Here is a 21,903-nt window from a genome sequence, read left to right on the forward strand (position 1 = left end):
CGATGGCGGCAGATTGAGCGACGCAAGGCCTGAAACTTAGCGCTTACCCATCGACCGCCGCGTCCCCGGAGGCGCCATGCCTGGGGTCTTGGTGTGGCCATTCTTGGCGCCGTTCTTGTACCACGGCTGGTTCGAACCCTTGGCGGACGCCAGCTCACCCGGTTTGAACGGGAACTTGAACGCCGGGATTTCGGCTTTGGTTTCGCTGTCGGCACTGGCGTCGACGTTGTCGCTCAAATCGTCGGCGACCGGCGGTTGTATCGGGGAAGTCATGAAAGCTCCGGGTGATGCGCAAAGTGTCGGGCCCGGTCAGCGAGCCGCGAAAGGCGCCAGTATAACTGGATGAAGCGCGGCTAGCTGCTGTTAAGCGACTCGCACAAATCAAGGGAAGAATGTTAGCGTGCTCAGCATTCTCCTCCGCCCGACGAGCCTGCATCCATGAAAAAAACCGTCCTCGCCTTCAGTCGCGTCACGCCTGAGATGGTCGAACGCCTGCAACAAGACTTCGACGTCATCGTGCCGAATCCGAAAAACGGCGACATCAACGCCCAGTTCAACGACGCCCTGCCCCACGCCCACGGCTTGATCGGTGTCGGCCGCAAGCTCGGTCGTGCGCAACTGGAGAACGCCGCCAAGCTGGAAGTGGTGTCCAGTGTCTCGGTGGGCTACGACAACTATGACGTCGCGTACTTCAACGAACGCGGGATCATGCTCACCAACACCCCGGACGTGCTCACCGAAAGCACCGCCGACCTGGCCTTCGCCCTGCTCATGAGCAGCGCCCGCCGCGTCGCCGAGCTGGATGCCTGGACCAAGGCCGGCCAATGGCAAGCCACCGTCGGCGCGCAGCTGTTCGGTTGCGATGTGCACGGCAAGACCCTGGGCATCGTCGGCATGGGCAACATCGGCGCCGCCATTGCCCGCCGTGGTCGCCTGGGTTTCAACATGCCGGTCCTCTACAGCGGCAACAGCCGCAAGACTGAGCTGGAGCAGGAACTCGGCGCGCAATTCCGCAGCCTCGATGAACTGCTGGCCGAAGCCGACTTCGTGTGCCTGGTGGTGCCGCTCAGCGAGAACACCAAACACCTGATCAGCCACCGCGAACTGGCGCTGATGAAGTCGAGCGCGATCCTGGTGAACATTTCCCGTGGTCCGGTGGTGGACGAGCCCGCACTGATCGACGCACTGCAAAACAACCGCATTCGCGGCGCCGGGCTGGATGTCTACGAAAAAGAGCCGCTGGCCGAGTCGCCGTTGTTCCAGCTGAAAAACGCCGTGACCTTGCCGCACATCGGCTCGGCCACTAACGAGACTCGCGAAGCGATGGCCAACCGTGCCCTGGCCAACCTGCGCAGCGCCTTGCTGGGTGAACGACCACAGGATCTGGTCAACCCGCAAGTCTGGAAGGGCTAAAGTAAAACGGGCAGGCGCCAGACACGCCTGCCCGTTTATTCGCAGATTGCTTCAGGCCAACTTGCCGTTGCCCTGCACCAGCGGTGCCTTGGGTTTGCGGAACACCAGCACGTTCCCCAGCATCACCATCACCAACCCTGCGAGTGCCGGCGCGGTCCACTGATAGCCCTCGGCGAACGCCGAGACATTCAACGCCACCACCGGGAACAGCACGGTGCAATACGCCGCACGCTCCGGCCCCATGCGACCGACCAGCGTCAGGTAAGCGGTGAACCCGATCACCGAGCCTGGAATCACCAGATACAGCAGCGAGCCGATGTAGCGCGCATTCCATTCCATATCGAACGGAATGCCTTTGACCAGGCACCACACCGACAACATTGCCGCGCCGTAAGCCATGCCCCAGGCGTTGGTCGTCAGCGGCTTGAGCCCGGCTTTCTGTTGCAGGCTCGACAGCATGTTGCCCGCCGAGAAACACAAGGTGCCGAGCAGCGCCAGGCCCAAGCCGAGCAAGGTTTCCGGGCTGGCGGTGTGGCCCGCGAGTTCCGGCCAGAACAACAGACCCAGCCCGAGCAAGCCCAACGCACCACCCATCAACACATTGCGGGCGATTTTCTGGCCGAAGAACACCCGCGCATTGAGCGCGTTCCACAGTGTCGCGGTGGAAAACACCACGGCCACAAGACCGCTGGGGATCCACTGACTCGCCGTCAGGAAACACATGAAGTTGATGCAGAACAGGCACAGCCCCTGCGCCAGGCAGATCAAATGCCCGCGACGGTTCATCACTTGAAGCTTCCGGGTGAGCAGCAACATGACGAACAGCACCAACGCGGCAAGGCCGAAGCGGTAGACGATCGACACGGGAATCGCCACCACGCCCAGTTGCCATTTCAGGGCAATCCAGGTGGTGCCCCAGATCAGCACGGTCAGCAGGTACAAAGACAGGTTCATGACAAAGGCTCCTCGATAGGTGCCCAGTGTCCTGCGCCGCGCCCTGGCGCACTTGCATAAACTTGCGCTTTTGTCGCACGACGGGCTGGCAGGCGCAGGTCTACGGAGTAGGATGCAAGGCGTTGGAGAGAACCGATCATGGCCGCACTGGATACCCTGCAAGTCTTTCAAGCCCTCAACCGCTCGCCGAATGCTCGCCTTGAGCACAGCGCCGAGCTCGGTGACGGCTTGTCCGCAGCCTTGTGGAGCAATCACCACGACGCCCAGGATTACGAAGCGCCGAGCCATCACACGCTGTCGTGCTATATCGCCGGCGGCACCGGCACTTTTCGCCGCGATCAACCCGGCACCAAGGGTGGCCCCGACAAGCTGTGCGTCCTGCCCGCCGACCATCAGTCCGGCTGGGTGATCAACGGCGACATCCGCCTCGCGCACCTGTATTTCAGCCCCGAACAATTTGCCCTCGGCTGCGTCACCCTGCTCGATCGCGAACCGCGTGAATTGCAATTGCGCGAGCAAACCTTCCTCGATGATCCGCAGCAGGCCGTGCGTTTTCGCCAGTTGATCACCCTCAACTGGGACGAACCGGGCGAACGTTTGCTCACCAGCAGCCTGGCCCACGAGATACTCGGCCATGCCCTGCTCAGCCAGGTCAGCGTGCGCCCGAACTTGCGCCTCAAGGGTGGTTTGGCCGCGCATCAACGGCGGTTGTTGGTGGACTACATCGACAGTCATCTGGCCGAAGCCATCAGCCTGGGGCAACTGGCGGCGCTGTGTGCGCTGTCGGAATACCACTTTGCGCGGATGTTCCGTGAGAGCTTCGGTTTGCCGCCGCATCAATATGTGCTGGCGCGACGCCTGAATCGGGCACGGGAATTGTTGCGCTCGACTGCGCAGCCGTTGGGGGAGATTGCGTTGGCGTGCGGGTTTGCCAGTGCCAGTCACTTTACCAATCGGTTTCGGCAGACGTTGGGTGGGACGCCTGGGGAATACCGGCAGGCGTTTTTGCGGTAAAACAAGATCAAAAGATCGCAGCCTTCGGCAGCTCCTACAGGAGAACGCAATCTCATGTAGGAGCTGCCGAAGGCTGCGATCTTTTAGCTTTCGCCTCAAAATTCCAAAGTGCTGGACAACGTCACCTGCCGCGAATCCCCCATCGACACAAAGAACCGGCTCGCCGCCGATGTGTAGTACGTGCGATCGAACAGGTTCTTCACGTTGAGCTGGAACTTGACCTTCTGCCCGTCGAGTTGCGTGTCGTAGGTGGCGAACGCATCGGCAACGGTGTAGCTCGGCAGCTCGAAATCGTTTACCGCATTACCCGCCCGCTCGCCGACGTAACGCGCACCCGCACCGACTCGCAATTGATCGCCACCGATGATCCTGCCGAAGTCATACACCGCCGACAGTGAGCCGCTGTTCTTCGCCACGTTTTGCAGTTTCTTGCCTTTGTAATCCGGGTCTTCAGTGACTTCGGCATCGGTGTAGGCGTAGCTGCCGATCATGCTCCAGCGGTCGCTGAGCTGGCCGCTCAAATCCACTTCCAGGCCACGGGAACGCACTTCGCCGGCGGCGCTGTAGATCGTCACCGGACCTTCGGAGTTGGCGATCAGCACGTTGCGTTTCTTGATGTCGAACAGGGCGACGTTACCCGTCACGCGCCCCGGCAAATCAAGCTTGGCGCCGATTTCCCAGGACTTGGCTTCTTCCGGCGCGACACTGCCGTCGAGCACGACGGTGCTGCCGCTCAATGGCGCGATGGTCGAGTTGGGTTTGAACGATTCGGTGTAGCTGCCGTAGAACGACAGTTCGTCGGTATAGCGGTAAACGAGGCCAGCGCGCGGCACCCATTTCTGCCCGTTGCTGTCGGTGTTGGCATGGAACGGCACGCCTTTGCCGGCGTACTGGTCGTACGCCTGGAAACGCCCGCCCGCCACGAAAATCCATTTGTCGGTGAGGTGGATCGAGTCCTGCAAAAACACCGAGTCGCTGCGCAGTTTATCGGTCTGGGCGCTGTCGGCCGGGCTGACAGTGGAGCCTGGCACTTCACGGCCGTAAACCGGATTGAGGTAGCTGAAGGTGGTCAGGCTTTTCTGGCGGATCAGGTCTTCGCGGTAAATCTTGCGGTACTCGTCATCGATGCCGAACACCAGGTCATGACGCATGCCCGCAACATCGACATTGCCTTCAAGGCTCAGCGTGGTGAAACGGTCGGTGCTGATCGCGTCCTGCGTGCCGTCCATGCTGCGGGTCAGCGTGCCTTTCCTGGTGTCGATGGCGGTCACGCGGACCTGGCTGGCATCGTAGGTTTCGCGGTTCCAGCTGTAGCCGAAGTGGGCTTTCCAGTTGTCGTTGAGCTCGTGATCGGCCTCGAAGTGATACAGGTCCGAACGCCCTTCCATGTTGTTGAAAGGCTCGTCGAGCCGACGATCACGGGAGATGTCCAGCGGGTGGTTGTCGCGCGGATCGATGATCGTGCCCCGGTCGAACGGGGTCAGGAATTCACGGTGTTCGTAGGCGAACAACAGCTTGGTGCTTTCGCCGAACCAGGCCAGCGACGGGGCGACCAGGGTTTCGCGATGCACGCCGTAGTTGCGCCAGTAATCTTCGTCTTCGTGGTCCACCACCATGCGATAAGCCAATTCGGTATCACCCAGCGCACCGGTGCTGTCGAAGGTGCCGCCGCTGCCGTTCTTGCCATCGCCATAGGTCGAGCCGCGCGCCGTCAACGCGTTGTATTGCTCAAGCTCCGGCTTCTTGCTGACCATGTTCACCACACCGCCCGGGTCTTGAATGCCGTAGAGCAGCGAGGCCGGTCCCTTGAGCACTTCGACCCGGTCCACCGTGGCGTTCATGCCACGGCCCTGCACGATCGGCATGCCGTCGCGCATGATCGAGCCGTTGCGGTTGTCGCCGAAGCCGCGAGTCATCACCGAATCCTGAGTGCTGCCCAGCGTATTGCCTTGAGTGATGCCGCTGACGTTGGCCAGGGCGTCATCGAGATTGCGCGGCGCCTGATCGCGAATGACCTGGGCCGCGACCACGTTGACGGTCTGCGGAATTTCCTGAAGCGGTGCCGAGCTGCGCATCACCGAACTGGTGGGCGGCGGCTGGTAGCTGGTGGACTCGTCCATCATGGAAGTAATGGTGGTCGCGCCCAGGTTCAACGCGCCTTCGGTGGGCAGCGGCTCCAGCACCATCGTGTGGCCGTCGGTACGGCGGAAAGTGAAACCGGAACCGCTGAGCAAACGCTGCAACGCCTGCTCTGCACTCAACTGGCCACTGACGGAGGGTGCGGTGATGCCATAGGGCGCTTCATCGGTGTAGACCACGCTGATGCCGGTGGTGCGGCTGAAGTCGCTCAGGGCCTGGGGCAGCGGTTTGGCGGCCATCGAAAAGCTGAATTGCGTCTGTTGCTGGGCACTGGTTTGCGCAGCCATCGCCACGCTCAGCGGCAGCAACGCCAACGCCGAAAAACTCAACGCAGAAACACCCAACCATTGTTTGACCGAACCCGATTTTGCCCTGGACTTCATGACTCATGACCTGTGTAGAACCGCAGCGGATGCGAATGACTCGCAGTTTCAGTCACTACACGGATGGCGTTCGGTTTTACCTCAGCAGAAAGTTGAAAATATTTTATGAAGATCAAAAGATCGCAGCCTTCGGCAGCTCCTACATTGGGTCGCGATTTCCCTGTAGGAGCTGCCGAAGGCTCGGGCCGCGTTCGGACGATCTTTTGATTTTGGTTCAGCGCAAAATAATCAGATGCCCCAAAACCTGATGCTGCTCAAACCCCAAAACACCCTGCAACGAACTCAACACCGCTTGCGGGTTCTTGCTCGGAAAACTGCCGCTGACCCGCCGCTGAGCCAGCTCATCGTTGAGCAACACGATCCGCCCCGGGTAGTAACGCCCCAGGTCCTGCACCACATCGGCCAGCGTCGCCTTGTAGTAATTGAGCCAACCCTGGCGCCACGCCAGTTGCGCTTCACTGTCCGCCGCGTGCAGTTTTTCCGCCGAGCCATTGCCGTACGCCACTTGCTGGCCCGCCGTGAGAATTTGCTGCCCGGCGTTTTTGTCCGCCGTCACACCCACCCGCCCGGACAACACCGTGACCTGCGCGCCGTGGGGTTGCAGGCGCACTTCGAACTGCGTGCCGAGCACCCGCGCCTGACCCTTTTCCGCATCAACCACAAACGGCTCGCCGGTGTGGGTCACGCTGAAAAAACCGGCACCGCGACGCACCTGCACATGCCGTTCACCACCGCTGAAATCCACGGCAATGGCGCTGTCGGCATCAAGGGTAACTTGGGATTTGTCGGCCAGCGTAACGGTGCGGATTTCTCCCGGTGCCGACACATAATCGGCGCCCAGATCATCGATCCAGCGCAACGGCTGAAACCCGTTGCCGAGGCTGATCATCAGCAGCAAACAAGCGGCCACGGCCAGTGCGCCGGACCAACGTCGAACGCTGCTACGCCGCGAGCGGTTCATGGCATTGAGATAACCCTGCAGAGCGAAGGCGTCTTCCTCGGCCAGGGTGCGCGCCGGTACTTCACTCAACTCCCATAGCACTTGCGCACGGGCATACGCTTCGGCGTGGGCGGGGTCGGCCTTCAGCCATTGGCTGAAAGTGGCCTGATCACCGCTGCTCGGCTGGTCATGCAACAGACTCAGCCAGGCCAGCGCGGCCTGTTCCTGAGCGGGCGTCGGGGTGACGGATTGAAAGTTGTTCACGGTGCTTTCCCTGGCGTACGCGGTTGCGGTTCCCGCAGGCTGGCCTTGCAGGCCTCGAGCGCGCGCATCATATGTTTTTCCACGGCACTTTGGGACAGGCCCATGGCCTTGGCGATCTCGGAGTACTTGCGACCATGGATGCGGTTGAGCAAAAAGATCTGCCGCGTGCGTTCGGGCAATGCGCGTAACGCCGCTTCGACGTGGCGCAAATCGTTACCTGCTTCCAGCGCAGCTTGCGGTTCGCCACCCACGCTGTCCGACGGCTCCGTCATCAAGCCTTCGCTTGCCCGCACCCGCGAGCCCTCACTGCGCAAATGGTCGATGGCAATGTTGCCGGCGCATCGCAGCAGATAGGTGCTGAGTTCCTCGACCTGCACCAGCGGCCGTCGCCAGAATCGCAGGAACAAGTCCTGCACCAGGTCCGCCGCGGTCGCCCGGCACCCGACGCGCCGATTCACCAGCGCTTCCATTTGCGAACGTTGCGAGAGGAACACCTGAAGAAAATGCGCACGGTCGCCGCGCGGTTCATCGCGCTCGGTATCACCGGGTTCGGCTGGACGGTTGATCATCGATTCAATACTGCGCAAACGCAGCAAGCGGGCTGGCCAGCAGGCTGATCCCGGCCAACGCCAACGCCAGGCGCGGGCGATACGGCATCAGCATGACCAGCGACAAGCCACTGAGCATCAACACCGCAAACCACTCCACCAGACCCAGCGCCCAGCCTGTGGTCGACACCGCCGCCCACAGCGAAACGGCCAGCAGCAACCATCCCGCGAGCTTCATCCGTCGACGCATGACCAGCGTCGGCTTGCGCCCCAGCAACTCGGTGTGGTGACGATCCATGGACAAACACAGCGCGGTGAAACCGGCGTAACACAGCAAGCAGGCCAACAACATTCAGTTTGCCTCTTGCTCAAGTTTGATCGATTGGGCGCGTTGCCGGACGACTTCGGTCTTTCCGGCGCGCTGCATTTTCCAGGCAGCCCAAGCGAGAAACACGCCGCTGCCCAGGCACGCGAGGTCGAAACCGGCCATGGCCCAATCGCCCTGCAACAGCGTGACGCCGAGGTGATAAGGCGTGGTCAGCGCGTTGAGCAACGGCACCGTGCCAAACAGCAACGCGGCCAGCGCCAATTGTTCCACCCACGCCGCACGACCTCGGCGGACCATGGCATGCAGCAGGCTAATCCCCCAGACGATGAAGAAGCTGTTGACCTCCCAACCGGCCCGCTCGGCCATGCCGAGCGGCAACAAACGGTTGGCCCAGAAGAACGCCGCCACCGCCACGACCAGGCCTGACATGCTGGCAATATTCAGCACTTCCACCAGGCGCAATTCGAAGGGCATCACGCCGCTCTTGGCATGTTTGAGTTGGCGCTTGCCGAGCCAGATCACCAGCCCGGTGCCGATCATCGCCGTACTCGCCAACCCGCAGACAAAGTACAACCAGCGCAACAGCGGGCCGGCGAAATGGCCCATGTGCAAACCGTAGAAACTGCCGGCAATGGCCATTGGCAACGGTTGAGCCTGAGTCGCCGCGAGTAGCTGCCCGGTCACGCCGTTGAACGTCACGGCACTGCCGAAGTCATGCACCACGCGGTCCGCGCCACTGCGAGCCAACACCACCGAGGCGTTCGCATCGCCCGGATTGTTCACCGTCAAGCGCCCGACCTCTCCACCCGACCATTGCTCGCGGGCCTTTTCCAGCAGCGTTGCCAAGGGCAGTAACGGCGTCGGTTGACCAGCGGCTTTCGCCGTATTGGCGGCTGGAAACACGTCGCTGAAGAACGCCTGCACGTCACCTTTGTACGCCGCCAGGATGCTCGCCGGCATCACCATGCTCATGAAAATCACCAGGCTGCTGTAGGTGATCATCAGGTGAAACGGCAACACCAGCACACCCACCGCGTTATGCCCGTCGAGCCAGGAGCGCTGGCCCTTGCGCGGGCGGAAGGTGAAGAAGTCCTTGAAGATTTTCTTGTGGGTGATAATCCCGCTGATCAGCGCGACGAACATCACCATGGCCGCGATGGTCGACAGCCAACGCCCCCACGGATAGGGCATTTGCAACTGGAAGTGGAAACGGTAGAAGAACTCGCCGCCCTGGGTGTCCCGGGCCTGGACTTCATTGCCGGTTTGCGGGTCGAGCAGTTGTGCCGTGAGTTGCCCGCGTTCACCGGGTTTGGCCGGCGCCTGTTGCCAGCGCACTGAAAGCGCGGGTTCACGGGCATCGGGCAGCTCGATGAGCCAGCGCGAAGCGCCGGAGGCGTGCTGCTGAAGATACGCCTGGGCCAGCGTCAGACTGGCTTCGGATGACACCGAACGCGCGGGGATTTCCGGCTGCATCCAGTGACTGGTCTCGTCCTTGAAGTAAGCCAGCGTGCCGGTCAGGAAAATCGCAAAAAGCAACCAGCCGAAAGTCAAACCGGCCCAGGTGTGCAACCAGGCCATGGCCTGGCGAAAGCCCTCTTTCATGACAGCCCCATCCAGTATGCCAGCCCGGCCAGCGCCGCCAAAAACAGGCTTGCCAGAATCAACCCGAACCACGCCCGCCATGCCGTTCGACAGGCAAAGCACCAGATCACCGCCAGCAGATAGATCACGAAGGAACTGGTCATTCCGGTCACTACCGCCTCGGCGCGGGCCACAGGCACCCACAGCGTCAGGCAGACACTCGCCAGCGCCGTGACCCCATAACCACCGAACACAGCGGCAAGCACTCGCGAAGTGACCGCCAGTCGATAGGAAACGGGGAGCGTGGGGCTTTTGGCTTTCATGAAGGACCTGGAAAACGGGTGGGCCCACGTGCGAGGCCAGCAAAGCGCAATATTAATGATAAATATTCTCATACGCAAAGCTGCCGAATGAGATTGGCTTGCCAAGACAATCGCCGCTAACCGCTTTCCCTCAAGTTTTCACCTTCACCACAAAGCAAAACGGGCCTGCATTCGCAGGCCCGTTTTTAATGGGAAGGTTAAGAGTTGGATCAGCTGTCAGCCGTTGAGCGCAGCCTGTTCGTTTTCCAGAAATTCTTCTTCCAGCAGCGTATCGGCATGGGCGCCACTTTCGATGGGCACCACATTGGCTCGTTTGCCGCGTAATTTGCCGAACATATGCTCCAGCGCATGTTCAAGTTTGGTGGCCGCACCGTCGATCGCCAGTTCCAGGCTATCGGCTTTATGGGTCACGGAAATCGGTTGGTGGCCTTTTGGCCGCGCTTCCAGCTGGCAGCGCAAATCGTGTGGTCCGGGCTTGTCGCCGTTCTCGTCCCGCAGGTGAACCTCGACGCGTGTCAGGTCCTCTTCGTATCGTTCGAGCGTGCTCTCAATGGTAGTACGTACCCACTCCTCCAGTCGGATGCTGCTTTGAATATGGTTATCGCTATTGACTTGGATTTGCATAGTTCATCCCTTATTTCAGCTAGCTCGCGAGAGGCCGGTCAGCTAAGCCCTTGGGCGTCATCACCGTGACCTCTTACTTACACAATCGGTCTGTACGCTGAACAATTCAACCCCTAAAAAAAGATAAATTTGTAATCGCAAAAAAACCGGACAACCGGCAAAAGCGCTGTTAAGGTCGGGAGTTGAGTCGCCCCGCTCTTACGTAATAATTACTCACATTTGCCGCTCCCCCAGCGGGTGCAAGCCACGAAAAATCCCCGCCTCTTCCACCAGCCAGTCATGCACCGCACGCACGCCCGGATGGCTCAGCGCACCCGGCGCATAAAGCACCATGTAGCGCTTGTGATTGGGCACGGTCAGGCCAAACGGCACGATCAGCGCACCGCGCTCCAGCTCATCGTTCAACAGCGTGCGCCGTGCAATCGCAACGCCCATCCCGGCAATGGCCGCTTCGATCGTCAGGTGATTGCGATTGAACGTGTGCCCGCGCCGCACATCCGCGCCTTCGAAGCCGATCGCATTGAGATAGAACTCCCATTCCGCATATTCGTAACTGCCACGCCAGGCGGTGATGTCGTGCAGCAGCGGGAAATGCATCAAGTCGGCAGGGCCATGCAGCGGCGGACGTCCGCGTAGCAGGCTCGGCGCGCACACCGGAAAAATCTGCTCATCGAGCAAGGCTGTGGATAACAATCCAGGGTAGCTGCCATCGTTCAAGTCGATGGCCAGATCAAAGTCGCCCTCATGCAACGGCACGCTGCTGTCCTCGGCCACCAAGCGCAACTGGATGTCCGGAAAGCGCTGCTGCAACCGCGGCAAACGCGGGGTCAGCCATTTGCTGAGGAACGACGGAATCGAACGCACCCGCAGGGTCCCGCTGATCATGCCGGCGTCCAGTCGGCGCAATTCCGCATCGATGCTGCCGTAGGCCTCATTGACCGTGATGGCCAGTCGCTGGCCTTCGGCGCTCAACTCCACGCCCCGTGCACGCCGATGAAACAGGCGAAAACCCAAGCGCTCTTCCAATTGCCGGATCTGCTGACTGACCGCCCCCGGTGTGATGTGCAGTTCTTCGGCGCAGCGGGTGAACGACAAGTGCCGGGCAGCGCAGGAAAACACCTGCAGCCACACGTAGGTCTGGGCGTGCAATTGACGACTCATCGTTTAGTCCTGCTAAAGGCTGTCTTAGGAAGTTTCGTTGGTCACGTAGGACCTAGGGAGGCAGTATCGCTGAAAGTGCGCTTGTCCTACAAAAATGGCAGCGATTCATCTTCCATTTCAGGAATAGGCTTTAGCATGGCTATCAGTGTTTTCGATCTCTTCAAAGTCGGCATCGGCCCGTCCAGCTCCCATACCGTTGGTCCGATGCGCGCGGCGGCGACCTTCGCCCAAGCGTTGATCGATCAGGCTTTGCTGAACGATGTGCGCCGCGTGGAGATCCGCCTCTACGGCTCCCTGTCGGCAACCGGCGTCGGTCACGCCACCGACCGCGCCTGCGTCATGGGGTTGATGGGCGAGTGGCCGGACCGAATCGACCCCACCACCATCGACAGCCGAATTCACACCCTGCGCGAAACCGGTGAGCTATCGCTCGCGGGCCAAGTGACGATTGCCTTCGACTGGAAACGCGATCTCCTGCTGCTCGACGAGAGTCTGCCCTACCACCCGAACGCAATGTCTTTGACAGCTTTCGGCGAAACCGGCGAGCTGTTCGAGCAAACGTACTACTCGGTGGGCGGCGGTTTCATCATCGAAGCGGCCGAGGCCGAGTCCGGTGTTGCTCCCGACAGCGACGTGGTGTTGCCGTACGATTTCTCCAGCGCTGTCGAATTGCTCCAGCTCTGTAACCAGCACGGTCTGCGGATTTCCGAGTTGATGATGGCCAACGAGCGGGCCTGGCGCAGTGACGCCGAGATCCGTCAGGGCTTGCTGCATATCTGGTCGGTGATGCGCGAGTGTGTCGAGCAAGGCTTGCACCACGAAGGCATTCTGCCCGGTGGTCTGAATGTGCCGCGTCGCGCAGCGAAATTGCACCGCAGCCTGCTGGAAATCGGCAAGCCGAATGTCATCACCTCGACCCTCTCGGCCATGGAATGGGTCAACCTGTTCGCCCTCGCCGTGAACGAAGAAAATGCCGCCGGCGGGCGCATGGTCACCGCCCCGACCAACGGCGCGGCGGGGATCATTCCGGCGGTCCTGCACTACTACATGAAATTCAACCCGGACGCGTCGGACGATGACGTTGTCGCGTTCTTTCTGGGCGCGGCGGCGGTCGGCATTCTGTGCAAGAAAAACGCTTCGATTTCAGGGGCCGAAGTCGGCTGTCAGGGCGAAGTCGGCTCGGCCTGCGCCATGGCAGCCGCTGGTCTGGCAGAGGTGTTGGGCGCCACACCGGAGCAATTGGAAAACGCCGCTGAAATCGGCCTCGAACACAACCTGGGCCTGACCTGCGATCCGGTGGGCGGACTGGTGCAAGTGCCGTGCATCGAGCGCAATGCGATTGCGGCGGTGAAGGCGATCAACGCCACGCAAATGGCCCTGCGCGGCGACGGCAAACACTTCATTTCCCTGGACCGGGTGATCCGCACCATGCGTGACACCGGCGCCGACATGCACGACAAATACAAAGAGACCTCACGGGGCGGCCTGGCGGTCAACTGGGTGGAATGCTGATCGCTTTGGAGGCACGTCGGGTTTTATTGCCCTGAAACGGGCAGGCAAAAAGAAGGCGGGCCAAGGTGCCCGCCTTCTTTTTGCCTGTGATCATTGTCCGACAATTTAGTCGGCATGCCCCTTGCTACATCCCTGTTGGAACAATGATGGCGATATGGCCCGTGAATGGCCGGTGGTCCGGCGTTGCGAACCAACCCGATCACGGCCGGTCAACAACTGCACGTTCAATCAGGCGGTGACGCATCATGGACAACCCCTTTCAGCTCATTACCGATACCTTTGCAGCGGATTATCAAATCAACCTGAGCATTCAGGGTCTGGACGGCAGCATCATGTTGACCCTGTCCAACAGTGGCCGCGTAGTCGCAAAGCGCATGATCAGCGCCGAACAACGCAACGACCCTGAGCGCCTCAAACGACTGGTGCAGAGCATTCAGTTCGGCATTGCCATCGAACAGGGCCACAGCGCGGTGGCCATCCTCGAATCCATGACCGCTGGCGGCGCGCGCAGCCTGCCGCCACCAAAAGCCAAAGGGCGCCCTCGCCCCGCCATGGGGCTTTAAAGCTCGCCCTTCTCCACTTCCGGATGTTCACTGGAACCCGCGCCGATCTTACGGTGCGGGTTTTCAATCTTCACTGACGGAAATTGCGACGAAGCGTAACGCACCACCAGGATCGCAAACGCCAACAGCAGAATCCCGCCGCACAGGTAGATGATCCCCAGGTCTGGCGGATTGTGGTGGGAGACATTGGAAATCAGCAGGCGCGTCAACGCGGTGATCGCCACGTAGATCAGGAAGCGCACCGGCATATGGTTGGTCTTGAAGTAAATCCCGACCATCGCCCCCAGTTCCAGATAGATGAACAGCAGCAAGATGTCATCGATCTTGATGTGCCCCTGTTCGAGCATCCCCAGAAACTCCATCACCGCCGCCCACGCGGTCACGGCACCGATGGCGAACAGCGCCAGGTAGTGAAAGGTCTCGACGAACAGGTTGCCCAGGGACTCGGCCAGTTCATGCACGTTCTGCCGCAGCTTTTCGGCCCAGTTGATTTTCACGATGATGCTTCCTTAGGTCGGCTCGACCGGATAATGCGGGTTGGACGTGACGGTTTTCTGCATGCAGAAAAAAGGCCACCCCATGATGGCGAGCCGCTGTAAATTACGCTCCGTGGCGTTTGGTCGCACCTGCCGTGCTCCCGGCCTGACAAACCCTGAATCCGGACTACATTAAAAAGCCACTACCCAAAGCAAAGGGATTCGCTTATCCTTTTCGCTGTATATAGATACAGTAGTCGAAACCGACAACCAATGTGAAGGCATGTGAGGTGGTGAATGGCCGTCGAAGTGGTATACCGCAGCAGCCGAGATCTGGAGCGCTTGTTCATGGATAAAGCCGAAGCTGACCGTCATGACAAAATGCTCGAACTGGCCGAGCTGCTGGCTGAAGTGTTGCAAAAAGCCGTTCCGTCCTTGACCGAGCAGCAAGTGGAAGAAGCCGGGATCTACATGGCGAAGAACCGCGATGTGTTTGCCAAGGCCTTCAAGAGCCAACCGGACGCCCTGTCCGAGTTGCTGACCGCGCCGGCTGAAGTCGCGCAAACGGTTGAAGCGGTTGAAGCCGAAGAACCAACGCCACCAGCCAAACCGGCCAAGGCACCGAAAGCTGCAAAGTGACATCCGAATTGAATAGGCCCTGAGTCGAATAGCTCAGGGCCTTTTTCATTTTCAGATCAAAAGATCGCAGCCTTCGGCAGCTCCTACAGGGGATTGCGTACATCCTGTAGGAGCTGCCGAAGGCTGCGATCTTTTGATCTATCTATCGATACAACACCTTCTCCGCCAATTCATCGGCCACACGCGCCGGTGAACGTTTTTCCGCCTGCGCGTGGGCGAAGACCTCAGTGAGTCGAGAACTGATCTTCGACAAATGCGCGGTAATGGTCGGCAGCTCTTCACCACGATGCTTGAGCGAAACGTAGATCAGCCCGCCGGCATTGATCACGTAATCCGGCGCATACAAGATGCCCCGTCGCTCCAGTTGATCGGCGACGTCCAGATGGGTCAACTGGTTGTTCGCCGAGCCCGCCACCGCCGAGCAGCGCAATTGCGTCACGCTATGGCTGTTGAGCACGCCGCCCAGACCGCAGGGCGCAAGAATGTCGCAAGGGGTGCTGAGCAGTGCATCGTTGGCAATCGGATGAGCGCCGAGCTGTTCCATGGCCAATTGCACCTTGCCATGGTCGATGTCGCTGACCAACAACTCGGCTCCGGCGGCGTGCAGCTGTTCTGCCAGCGAAAATCCAACGTTGCCCAGGCCCTGAATGGCCACGCGCAAACCTTCGAGATTATCGCTGCCCAGGCGAGCCATGGCCGTCGCACGAATACCGGTGAACACACCCATCGCCGCGTGCGGCGCAGGGTCGCCCGCCGAAGTGGTGCTGGTGACGTGTTGGGTCTGCTGGGCGATGCAATCCATGTCCGCCACCGAAGTGCCGCTGTCGATGGCGGTGATGTAACGGCCGTCGAGCTGATTGATGCAGCGCCCGAAAGCCTCGAACAGCGCGGCACGGTTTGCCACATGGATCGGGCGAATAATCACCGCCACCCCACCGCCCTGGGCCAGACCGGCCAGCGCGGCCTTGTAGCTCATGCCCTGGGCCAGGCGCACCGCATCCTCGACCGCAGACTCGTCGCTGGGATAGGCAAGGTAACGACAACCACCCAAGGCAGGCCCCAGGCGACTGTTATGAATGGCAATCACCGCCTTCAACCCGGTGACCGGGTCAACGCTCAGATGCAGCGATTCAAGGCGAGTGCTTTGCATGAGAGCGAACATCGTAAGGCTCCCGAATCACTTCTTGTAGTCGCCAGTATAGGCTTGCGCTCAAAAATTGCAGAAGCGCACCGGAATAAGCGACGCGGCCATTCAGGCATTAGGAAATAACCCGAGGCCACCCGTTGCGGCACTGGACGAATGGCGCAGACGAGGCTAAAACGAGGCATTGCCCGGAGATTTCGATGACCCCGCGCCAATCGTTTTTCGCCTGCCTGCAACGTTCACCGCCCGCGCTGTTCGAGGCGGCGCTATGGATTTCGGCCGAACATGACAGCGAGGTGAACTTCGAGGATCTGCTGGCAAATTTCAGGATGCTGCAACAGCGGATCAGTGGCAGCCTGCCGATGTTGCCGGTCAGCGAACTGGCGCAACCGCTGCTGCGGCGCATGAATGACCTGGGATTTGCTCAGGACGATTCCTCGCCCTTGCGTCCGCAAGTGGCGTTGCTCAGCAAGGTGCTGGAACGCCGACGCGGACAACCCCTGGCTCTGGGACTGATTGCACTGGAACTGGCCAGATGTCTGGAAATCCCCTTGGTCGGGGTCAATTTTCCAGGGCATTTTCTGCTGCGCGTGCCGGGCGCCGATCACCTGCTTGATCCGTGCGGTGGCCGGCGTCTGTATCCCAACGATTGCCGGGAACTGCTGCATCGCCAATACGGCCCAAACCTGAAGCTCAGCGCCGAACACCTGGTCACCGCCGAACCCGTGCAAATGTTGCAACGCCTGTCGCGCAATCTGCGCCAGTTGCACCTTTCCAACGAAGATTACATCGGTGCGCTGGTGGACGCCGAACGCGTGCTGGAACTGGGCAATGGCACCGCCGCCGACTACCTGGCCCGGGCCAGCCTCTATCAACGGTTGGATTGCCCCAATGCCGAGCGCTTCGACCTGGAACATGCGCTGCTGCTCAGTGATGATCCGATCCAGAGGATTCGGTTGACGGAGCGACTCGGGCATTTGCCGCCCAATTCCATCGTCCATTAACCACCGCTCTTTGTAGGAGCAAGGCTTGCCCGCGATGGGGCGACGCGGTCCATCAGGAATACCGCGTCATCGTTCATCGCGAGCAAGCTTTGCTCCTACAAGGGAGTGTCTGGCTGATTCGCCGGATGCGCCTTGATGAACGCCGGATGCGCAATCGCCAACTCCGCCACTCGACGAATCCGTGGATAAGCCTCAAGGGAAATGTTGAAGCGCTCAGCGGCGTACAACTGTGGAATCAGATACACATCCGCCATCCCCGGTTGCGGGCCAAAGCAAAAGCCCTCATCACCGATCAACTGCTCCACAGCCGCCAGCCCCTGGCTGATCCAGTGGCCGATCCACTCGACTACCTGCGTTTCGTCATGCCCCAACTGCCGCAGCCGGTTGAGTACGCTGACGTTGTGCAACGGATGCACATCGCAACCAATCAACGCCGCCACGCCACGCTCGCGGGCGCGGGCAACGAGGTCTTTGGACAGCAGCGGCACCTGTGGATAACGTTCCTCCAGGTACTCGATGATCGCCGGTGACTGGACCAGCAACCCGCCTTCATCGGTGCGCAAGGCCGGCACGCGACCTTGCGGGTTGATGGCCAGATACGGCGGCTGGCGGTGCTCGCCACCGGGCGGTGCGATCAGGTTGATCGGCAGCGCCTGATAATCCAGTCCCTTCAACGCCAGCGCGATGCGCACCCGGTAAGACGAAGTTGATCGGTAGTAGGTATAGAGCTCCATGACCCGTTCCCCTTAGCGCGCCGGCAGCACTTTGCCACGGCATTCGCCGAAACCGATGGAGGCGAAACCTTCGCGGCTGCAACGGCCGCGCAGAATGATTTCGTCGCCGTCCTCAAGGAACTTGCGCACTTCGCCCGAGGCCAGTTCGATCGGCTTTTTACCGCCCTCGGTGATTTCCAGCAGGCTGCCGAACTGACCGTTTTCCGGTCCCGACAAAGTCCCCGAGCCAAACAGGTCACCGGCCTGCAACTGGCAGCCGTTGACGCTGTGGTGCGCGACCATTTGCGCCACGGTCCAGTACATGTGTTTCGAGTTGCTCAGGGTCAGGCGATGGGCCGGCAGGTTCTGTTCGTGCATGGCTTCGGTGAGCAGCAGCACTTCCAGTTCGATGTCGAAGCCGCCAGCCGCCTGATCGCGTTTGTCGAACAGGTACGGCAGCGGCTGCGGATCGCCTTCAGGGCGCGCAGGCTGGGCACGACGGAACGGTTCCAGCGCTTCGGCCGTGACGACCCAAGGCGAGATGCTGGTGATGAAACTCTTCGACAGGAACGGCCCCAGCGGCTGGTATTCCCAGGCCTGGATGTCCCGCGCCGACCAGTCGTTGAGCAGGCAGAAACCGGCGATGTGATCAGCGGCGTCACCGATTGCGATGGAGTCGCCCATGTCGTTGCCCTGGCCGATCCAGATGCCCAGTTCCAGTTCGTAATCCAGGCGCTCGCATGGACCAAAGGTCGGCTCGGTCTGACCGGCCGGCAGCGTCTGGCCTTTCGGACGACGCACCTCGGTGCCGGACGGGCGAATGGTCGAAGCGCGACCGTGATAACCGATCGGCACGTACTTGTAGTTTGGCAGCAACGGGTTGTCCGGGCGGAACAGTTTGCCGACGTTTTGCGCATGCTCGATGCCGACATAAAAGTCGGTGTAATCGTTGATTTTCGCTGGCAGGTGCATCTCGCAATCCGCTGCCAGTGGCAGCAGTTTTGCACCTTGGGCTTCGATCTTGCCGTGCAGGGTGCTGCCTTCGGCGAACAGTTCCAGCAGGCGTTCGCGCAGTGCCAAGCGCGCTTCACGACCCAGTTCGAAGAACGCATTGAGCTGACCGCCACGAGTGGCTTCGACCGCTGCCTTCGCCGCACCGTCGAACAGGCCGGCATCGAGCGCAGCCTCCAGATCGAAAATATGTTCACCGATGGCGACGCCGCTGCGTGGCGCCGAACCCTTCACGCTGAACACGCCCAGTGGCAGGTTTTGCAGCGGGAAATCAGCATGGCCGTTGGCGGAAGCGACCCAGCTGCGAGTGATTGAAGTCTGCGTCATGGGTTATCTCCGGGTCGGGTCGAAAGTGGCGGGCAGCGTGGCCCAGCAAGCATCGTAAGTGGTTTGCAGTTGCGGGCAATCAAGGGCGAAACGGCTCGGACGCAGCACTTGGCTGGTCTCGAACATGAAGGCCATGGTGTTGTCGATTTTCGTCGGCTTGAGGTCCGCGTTGATCGCTTTGGTGCACGTTTCACCATCCGGGCCGTGGGCGCTCATGCAGCTGTGCAGCGAAGCGCCACCCGGCACGAAACCTTCGGCCTTGGCGTCGTATTCGCCCTGGATCAGGCCCATGAATTCGTTCATCAGGTTGCGGTGGAACCACGGTGGACGGAAGGTGTTTTCGGCCACCATCCAGCGTGGCGGGAAGATCACGAAGTCGAGGTTGGCCAGACCGTGAACGCTGGTCGGCGAGGTCAGCACGGTGAAGATCGACGGATCCGGGTGATCGAAGCTGACAGTGCCGATGGTGTTGAAGCGACGCAGGTCATATTTGTACGGCACGTTGTTGCCGTGCCAGGCGACGACGTTCAGCGGCGAATGATTGAGTTCGCAGCCCCACAACTGGCCGAGGAATTTTTGCACCAACGTAGTGGGTTGTTGAAGGTTTTCGTAAGCCGCGACCGGGGTCAGGAAGTCCCGTGGATTGGCCAGGCCGTTGCTGCCGATCGGCCCCAGATCCGGCAGGCGCAGCGGCGCGCCATGGTTCTCGGCGATGTAGCCGCGGGCCTGTGGATCGAGTAGCTCGACGCGGAATTTCAAACCCCGTGGCAGTACGGCAATTTCCAGCGGCGCCACTTCCAGTACACCGAGTTCTGTAGCGATGCGCAGGCGGCCCAGTTGCGGCACCAGCAGCATTTCGCCGTCGGCATTGAAGAACACCCGCTCCATTGAGCGGTTGGCGAGATAGTTGTAGATGCTGATACCGGCCGGTTTATCGGCGCCGGAATTGGCCGCCATGCTCACCAGACCATCGAGGAAATCGGTCGGTTCGGCGGGAATCTCCAGGGCATTCCAGCGCAGGCGATTGGGGGTTACTTCACCCAATGGTCCGCCTGCCAGTTGCCGATCGAGTTTGACGAACGCCGGATGATTGGCCGACGGCTGGATGCGATACATCCACGTCCGTCGCGCTTCGCTGCGGGCCATGGTGAATGCGGTGCCGGAGAACAGTTCGGTGTAGAGGCCGTAAGGGGCTTTTTGCGGCGCGTTCTGGCCGACCGGGAGTGCGCCGGGCAACGCTTCGCTGCTGAATTCGTTGCCGAAGCCTGACTGATAAGCCAGCGCTGGCGTCGTTGAATCGAGGTTCATGGAGCCTCCTGAACAGGGAGTCGGCGGTCGCCGATCGCTCTGTTGCAGAGCTTGTGGCACGCCGGGGTTATTTTTATCGTAATTCGATTACGCATAACGTAATTTGATTGGTATTGACCGTCAAGCTATAAAGACGCCCATTCATCCCCGGATCCCAGCGCCACCATGGAAAAGCCCACCAGCGACAGCAACGGTAAACAGAAAGTCCGCTCCGCCGAGGTGGGTACCGACATCCTCAAGGCGTTGGCCGAGTTGTCGCCCTCGACGTCACTCTCGCGCCTGGCAGAACACGTGCGGATGCCGGCGAGCAAGGTTCACCGCTATTTGCAGGCCCTGATCGCCAGCGGCTTTGCCGAACAGAACGCTGCGACCAACCATTACGGCCTGGGTCGTGAGGCCTTGCGCGTGGGCCTGGCGGCACTCAACAGTATGGACGTGATGAAAGTCGCCGCCCTGCCCTTGGCCGAGTTACGCGACGACTTGAACGAAACCTGCTTTCTGGCGGTGTGGGGTAATCAGGGCGCGACGGTGGTGCGCATCGAACCGGCGGTGCGTGCGGTCACGGTGGTCACGCAATTGGGCTCGGTGTTGCCGCTGCTCAGTTCCTCGACGGGACTGGTGTTTGGCGCCTACCTGCCAAAGCGCGAAACCGTGGACCTGCGCGAACAGGAGTTGCAGCGCCACGCAACTCACGCACTGGCAGACGATCAGGCCTACGCCGAAATGTGCGAGCAGATCCGCGCACGCGGCCTGCACCATGTGCATGGCTTGCTGATGCCCGGCGTGGATGCCTTGTCGGCACCGGTATTGAACGCGATGGGCAATGTCGTGGCGGTGCTGACCGTGGTCGGCCCGACATCGTTGTTTCATGCCGATGAAAACGGCCCGGCGGCGCAGCGATTGCTGGCGGCGACGCGGGCCGTAAGCTGGCGGATGGGGTATGAGCCTGCCGCACCCCATTGAAAGCATGCTTACCGTTAACTTATTCCAGCGGCTTCTACCCGCAGGGATAAGTTAATAACAACTGCTTTTCAATGTTTATTGCATGCACATACTTAATTTGAGAAAGACAACCTCACTCAGAAACCGTCGATTTCACTGCGCGCTTTTCATCCCGATAAGACCGAACAATAAATCGACCACTATTATTTACATCGATCACATCCACACTGGCAACTCGATAAGCAGGATCAAAAGTCCACTGCTTGAAAAACACCCCTGCAAAATCCTCTTTGAAATCCGGCAGTTCGTTCGCTTGTACTTTTTCCATTATCGCCCAACTCAGGCTTTCCGAGTAATCGACCACCTGCTTACCCTGTTCATTGACCACCACCGACGTAAGATAAGTTTTATCCACATCAATTGCGTGGCCCATCCCCTCGAATATTTCTGCAAGCTTTTCACTAACTCCCTTCAGCAAATCATTACTCATCCGTAGCATCCTTTCAAATAAGTGGGATCGGTTCGGCGCCTAATAAAACCAAGACCGACGAAAAACTTATAAACACCCCTACACCTGAAGTACACCACAGAC

22 protein-coding genes and 1 pseudogene are annotated in these 21,903 nt (G+C 60.2%); 7 read left to right on the plus strand and 16 right to left on the minus strand.

Annotated features, from left to right (window positions below; all coding sequences use genetic code 11):
* Window positions 1-36: 36 nt before the first annotated feature.
* On the minus strand, window positions 37-273 hold the full coding sequence (locus tag ACM110_RS11040) for a hypothetical protein (RefSeq protein WP_338584813.1): 237 nt from the start codon (window positions 271-273) through the stop codon (window positions 37-39).
* A 165-nt stretch (window positions 274-438) separates the two neighbouring features.
* Between ACM110_RS11040 and ACM110_RS11045 the strand changes: the two genes are divergently transcribed.
* A complete protein-coding gene (locus ACM110_RS11045) occupies window positions 439-1,413 on the plus strand; it encodes a 2-hydroxyacid dehydrogenase (protein ID WP_416127796.1) in 975 nt (324 codons plus the stop codon).
* Between the two features lie 51 nt (window positions 1,414-1,464).
* Here ACM110_RS11045 and ACM110_RS11050 read toward each other — a convergent pair whose 3' ends face one another.
* Complete coding sequence (locus ACM110_RS11050) at window positions 1,465-2,367, minus strand: DMT family transporter (RefSeq protein WP_416127797.1); 903 nt, start codon at window positions 2,365-2,367, stop codon at window positions 1,465-1,467.
* 138 nt (window positions 2,368-2,505) lie between these two features.
* Between ACM110_RS11050 and ACM110_RS11055 the strand changes: the two genes are divergently transcribed.
* On the plus strand, window positions 2,506-3,381 hold the full coding sequence (locus tag ACM110_RS11055) for a helix-turn-helix domain-containing protein (protein WP_416127798.1): 876 nt from the start codon (window positions 2,506-2,508) through the stop codon (window positions 3,379-3,381).
* 95 nt (window positions 3,382-3,476) lie between these two features.
* Here ACM110_RS11055 and ACM110_RS11060 read toward each other — a convergent pair whose 3' ends face one another.
* The 8 genes from ACM110_RS11060 to ACM110_RS11095 all read right to left on the minus strand — a co-directional run bounded on the left by ACM110_RS11060 (window position 3,477) and on the right by ACM110_RS11095 (window position 11,672).
* The gene (locus tag ACM110_RS11060) at window positions 3,477-5,903 is read right to left on the minus strand and encodes a TonB-dependent siderophore receptor (protein ID WP_416127799.1); all 2,427 of its coding nucleotides are present in this window, start codon (window positions 5,901-5,903) and stop codon (window positions 3,477-3,479) included.
* A 214-nt stretch (window positions 5,904-6,117) separates the two neighbouring features.
* On the minus strand, window positions 6,118-7,107 hold the full coding sequence (locus tag ACM110_RS11065) for a FecR family protein (RefSeq protein ID WP_416127800.1): 990 nt from the start codon (window positions 7,105-7,107) through the stop codon (window positions 6,118-6,120).
* The gene (locus ACM110_RS11070) at window positions 7,104-7,676 is read right to left on the minus strand and encodes an RNA polymerase sigma factor (protein WP_416127801.1); all 573 of its coding nucleotides are present in this window, start codon (window positions 7,674-7,676) and stop codon (window positions 7,104-7,106) included. The genes ACM110_RS11065 and ACM110_RS11070 overlap by 4 nt, the downstream gene beginning before the upstream one ends.
* A gap of 4 nt (window positions 7,677-7,680) precedes the next feature.
* A complete protein-coding gene (locus ACM110_RS11075; RefSeq protein ID WP_416127802.1) occupies window positions 7,681-8,007 on the minus strand; it encodes a DUF3325 domain-containing protein in 327 nt (108 codons plus the stop codon).
* Window positions 8,008-9,585, minus strand: coding sequence for a PepSY-associated TM helix domain-containing protein (locus ACM110_RS11080; protein WP_416127803.1), 1,578 nt, complete (start codon window positions 9,583-9,585; stop codon window positions 8,008-8,010). It lies immediately after the preceding gene.
* Window positions 9,582-9,887: a DUF3649 domain-containing protein gene (locus ACM110_RS11085; RefSeq protein WP_416127804.1), complete on the minus strand. Its 306-nt coding sequence runs from the start codon at window positions 9,885-9,887 to the stop codon at window positions 9,582-9,584. Before ACM110_RS11085 ends, ACM110_RS11080 begins: the two co-directional genes overlap by 4 nt.
* Before the next feature lie 216 nt (window positions 9,888-10,103).
* Window positions 10,104-10,511, minus strand: coding sequence for an HPF/RaiA family ribosome-associated protein (locus tag ACM110_RS11090; protein WP_338584800.1), 408 nt, complete (start codon window positions 10,509-10,511; stop codon window positions 10,104-10,106).
* Between the two features lie 213 nt (window positions 10,512-10,724).
* Window positions 10,725-11,672, minus strand: coding sequence for a LysR substrate-binding domain-containing protein (locus tag ACM110_RS11095; RefSeq protein WP_150703685.1), 948 nt, complete (start codon window positions 11,670-11,672; stop codon window positions 10,725-10,727).
* Window positions 11,673-11,807: 135 nt separating this feature from the next.
* Here ACM110_RS11095 and ACM110_RS11100 point away from each other — a divergent pair, with 135 nt between their 5' ends.
* On the plus strand, window positions 11,808-13,184 hold the full coding sequence (locus ACM110_RS11100; protein WP_416127805.1) for an L-serine ammonia-lyase: 1,377 nt from the start codon (window positions 11,808-11,810) through the stop codon (window positions 13,182-13,184).
* 245 nt (window positions 13,185-13,429) lie between these two features.
* Window positions 13,430-13,747, plus strand: a complete 318-nt coding sequence (locus tag ACM110_RS11105) for a DUF3509 domain-containing protein (protein WP_416127806.1) — start codon at window positions 13,430-13,432, stop codon at window positions 13,745-13,747.
* Here ACM110_RS11105 and ACM110_RS11110 read toward each other — a convergent pair.
* Window positions 13,744-14,244 carry a phosphate-starvation-inducible protein PsiE gene (locus ACM110_RS11110; RefSeq protein WP_416127807.1) on the minus strand — a complete coding sequence of 167 codons (501 nt, stop codon included), beginning with the start codon at window positions 14,242-14,244 and terminating at the stop codon, window positions 13,744-13,746. The genes ACM110_RS11105 and ACM110_RS11110 overlap by 4 nt on opposite strands.
* Before the next feature lie 276 nt (window positions 14,245-14,520).
* On the opposite strand from ACM110_RS11110, the pseudogene ACM110_RS11115 reads away from it, so the two are divergent.
* Window positions 14,521-14,760 (plus strand): annotated as a pseudogene (locus ACM110_RS11115) (YebG family protein); the annotation flags it as partial.
* Between the two features lie 244 nt (window positions 14,761-15,004).
* Here ACM110_RS11115 and ACM110_RS11120 read toward each other — a convergent pair.
* Window positions 15,005-16,024 carry a Glu/Leu/Phe/Val dehydrogenase dimerization domain-containing protein gene (locus ACM110_RS11120; RefSeq protein WP_416127808.1) on the minus strand — a complete coding sequence of 340 codons (1,020 nt, stop codon included), beginning with the start codon at window positions 16,022-16,024 and terminating at the stop codon, window positions 15,005-15,007.
* A 182-nt stretch (window positions 16,025-16,206) separates the two neighbouring features.
* Here ACM110_RS11120 and ACM110_RS11125 point away from each other — a divergent pair, with 182 nt between their 5' ends.
* Window positions 16,207-17,010, plus strand: a complete 804-nt coding sequence (locus tag ACM110_RS11125; RefSeq protein WP_416127809.1) for a SirB1 family protein — start codon at window positions 16,207-16,209, stop codon at window positions 17,008-17,010.
* A gap of 95 nt (window positions 17,011-17,105) precedes the next feature.
* On the opposite strand, the gene maiA is transcribed toward ACM110_RS11125, so the two are convergent.
* Genes maiA through hmgA form a run of 3 tightly spaced genes read right to left on the minus strand, consistent with a single transcriptional unit; the run spans window position 17,106 to window position 20,369 of the window.
* Window positions 17,106-17,744, minus strand: coding sequence for a maleylacetoacetate isomerase (gene maiA, locus ACM110_RS11130; protein WP_416127810.1), 639 nt, complete (start codon window positions 17,742-17,744; stop codon window positions 17,106-17,108).
* Between the two features lie 12 nt (window positions 17,745-17,756).
* A complete protein-coding gene (gene fahA, locus ACM110_RS11135; RefSeq protein ID WP_416127811.1) occupies window positions 17,757-19,061 on the minus strand; it encodes a fumarylacetoacetase in 1,305 nt (434 codons plus the stop codon).
* A gap of 3 nt (window positions 19,062-19,064) precedes the next feature.
* Entirely contained in the window at window positions 19,065-20,369 is a 1,305-nt protein-coding gene (gene hmgA / locus ACM110_RS11140; protein ID WP_416127812.1) for a homogentisate 1,2-dioxygenase, read from the minus strand.
* Between the two features lie 165 nt (window positions 20,370-20,534).
* On the opposite strand from hmgA, the gene ACM110_RS11145 reads away from it, so the two are divergent.
* Window positions 20,535-21,332 carry an IclR family transcriptional regulator gene (locus ACM110_RS11145; RefSeq protein ID WP_416127813.1) on the plus strand — a complete coding sequence of 266 codons (798 nt, stop codon included), beginning with the start codon at window positions 20,535-20,537 and terminating at the stop codon, window positions 21,330-21,332.
* 112 nt (window positions 21,333-21,444) lie between these two features.
* On the opposite strand, the gene ACM110_RS11150 is transcribed toward ACM110_RS11145, so the two are convergent.
* Window positions 21,445-21,801, minus strand: coding sequence for a hypothetical protein (locus ACM110_RS11150; protein ID WP_416127814.1), 357 nt, complete (start codon window positions 21,799-21,801; stop codon window positions 21,445-21,447).
* Window positions 21,802-21,903: the final 102 nt, after the last annotated feature.

Origin of the sequence: Pseudomonas sp. NFX98, from assembly GCF_047784845.1 — a bacterium.
Classification (GTDB): domain Bacteria; phylum Pseudomonadota; class Gammaproteobacteria; order Pseudomonadales; family Pseudomonadaceae; genus Aquipseudomonas.

Bases quoted from the DNA above. Each gene is read 5' to 3' on its own strand.
- ACM110_RS11070 (WP_416127801.1), bottom strand. From the start codon at position 7,676: ATGATCAACCGTCCAGCCGAACCCGGTGATACCGAGCGCGATGAACCG.
- ACM110_RS11095 (WP_150703685.1), bottom strand. From the start codon at position 11,672: ATGAGTCGTCAATTGCACGCCCAGACCTACGTGTGGCTGCAGGTGTTT.
- ACM110_RS11055 (WP_416127798.1), top strand. From the start codon at position 2,506: ATGGCCGCACTGGATACCCTGCAAGTCTTTCAAGCCCTCAACCGCTCG.
- ACM110_RS11040 (WP_338584813.1), bottom strand. From the start codon at position 273: ATGACTTCCCCGATACAACCGCCGGTCGCCGACGATTTGAGCGACAAC.
- ACM110_RS11105 (WP_416127806.1), top strand. From the start codon at position 13,430: ATGGACAACCCCTTTCAGCTCATTACCGATACCTTTGCAGCGGATTAT.
- ACM110_RS11050 (WP_416127797.1), bottom strand. From the start codon at position 2,367: ATGAACCTGTCTTTGTACCTGCTGACCGTGCTGATCTGGGGCACCACC.
- ACM110_RS11075 (WP_416127802.1), bottom strand. From the start codon at position 8,007: ATGTTGTTGGCCTGCTTGCTGTGTTACGCCGGTTTCACCGCGCTGTGT.
- maiA (WP_416127810.1), bottom strand. From the start codon at position 17,744: ATGGAGCTCTATACCTACTACCGATCAACTTCGTCTTACCGGGTGCGC.
- ACM110_RS11080 (WP_416127803.1), bottom strand. From the start codon at position 9,585: ATGAAAGAGGGCTTTCGCCAGGCCATGGCCTGGTTGCACACCTGGGCC.
- ACM110_RS11125 (WP_416127809.1), top strand. From the start codon at position 16,207: ATGACCCCGCGCCAATCGTTTTTCGCCTGCCTGCAACGTTCACCGCCC.
- ACM110_RS11090 (WP_338584800.1), bottom strand. From the start codon at position 10,511: ATGCAAATCCAAGTCAATAGCGATAACCATATTCAAAGCAGCATCCGA.
- ACM110_RS11045 (WP_416127796.1), top strand. From the start codon at position 439: ATGAAAAAAACCGTCCTCGCCTTCAGTCGCGTCACGCCTGAGATGGTC.
- ACM110_RS11085 (WP_416127804.1), bottom strand. From the start codon at position 9,887: ATGAAAGCCAAAAGCCCCACGCTCCCCGTTTCCTATCGACTGGCGGTC.
- fahA (WP_416127811.1), bottom strand. From the start codon at position 19,061: ATGACGCAGACTTCAATCACTCGCAGCTGGGTCGCTTCCGCCAACGGC.
- ACM110_RS11100 (WP_416127805.1), top strand. From the start codon at position 11,808: ATGGCTATCAGTGTTTTCGATCTCTTCAAAGTCGGCATCGGCCCGTCC.
- ACM110_RS11120 (WP_416127808.1), bottom strand. From the start codon at position 16,024: ATGTTCGCTCTCATGCAAAGCACTCGCCTTGAATCGCTGCATCTGAGC.
- hmgA (WP_416127812.1), bottom strand. From the start codon at position 20,369: ATGAACCTCGATTCAACGACGCCAGCGCTGGCTTATCAGTCAGGCTTC.
- ACM110_RS11150 (WP_416127814.1), bottom strand. From the start codon at position 21,801: ATGAGTAATGATTTGCTGAAGGGAGTTAGTGAAAAGCTTGCAGAAATA.
- ACM110_RS11060 (WP_416127799.1), bottom strand. From the start codon at position 5,903: ATGAAGTCCAGGGCAAAATCGGGTTCGGTCAAACAATGGTTGGGTGTT.
- ACM110_RS11145 (WP_416127813.1), top strand. From the start codon at position 20,535: ATGGAAAAGCCCACCAGCGACAGCAACGGTAAACAGAAAGTCCGCTCC.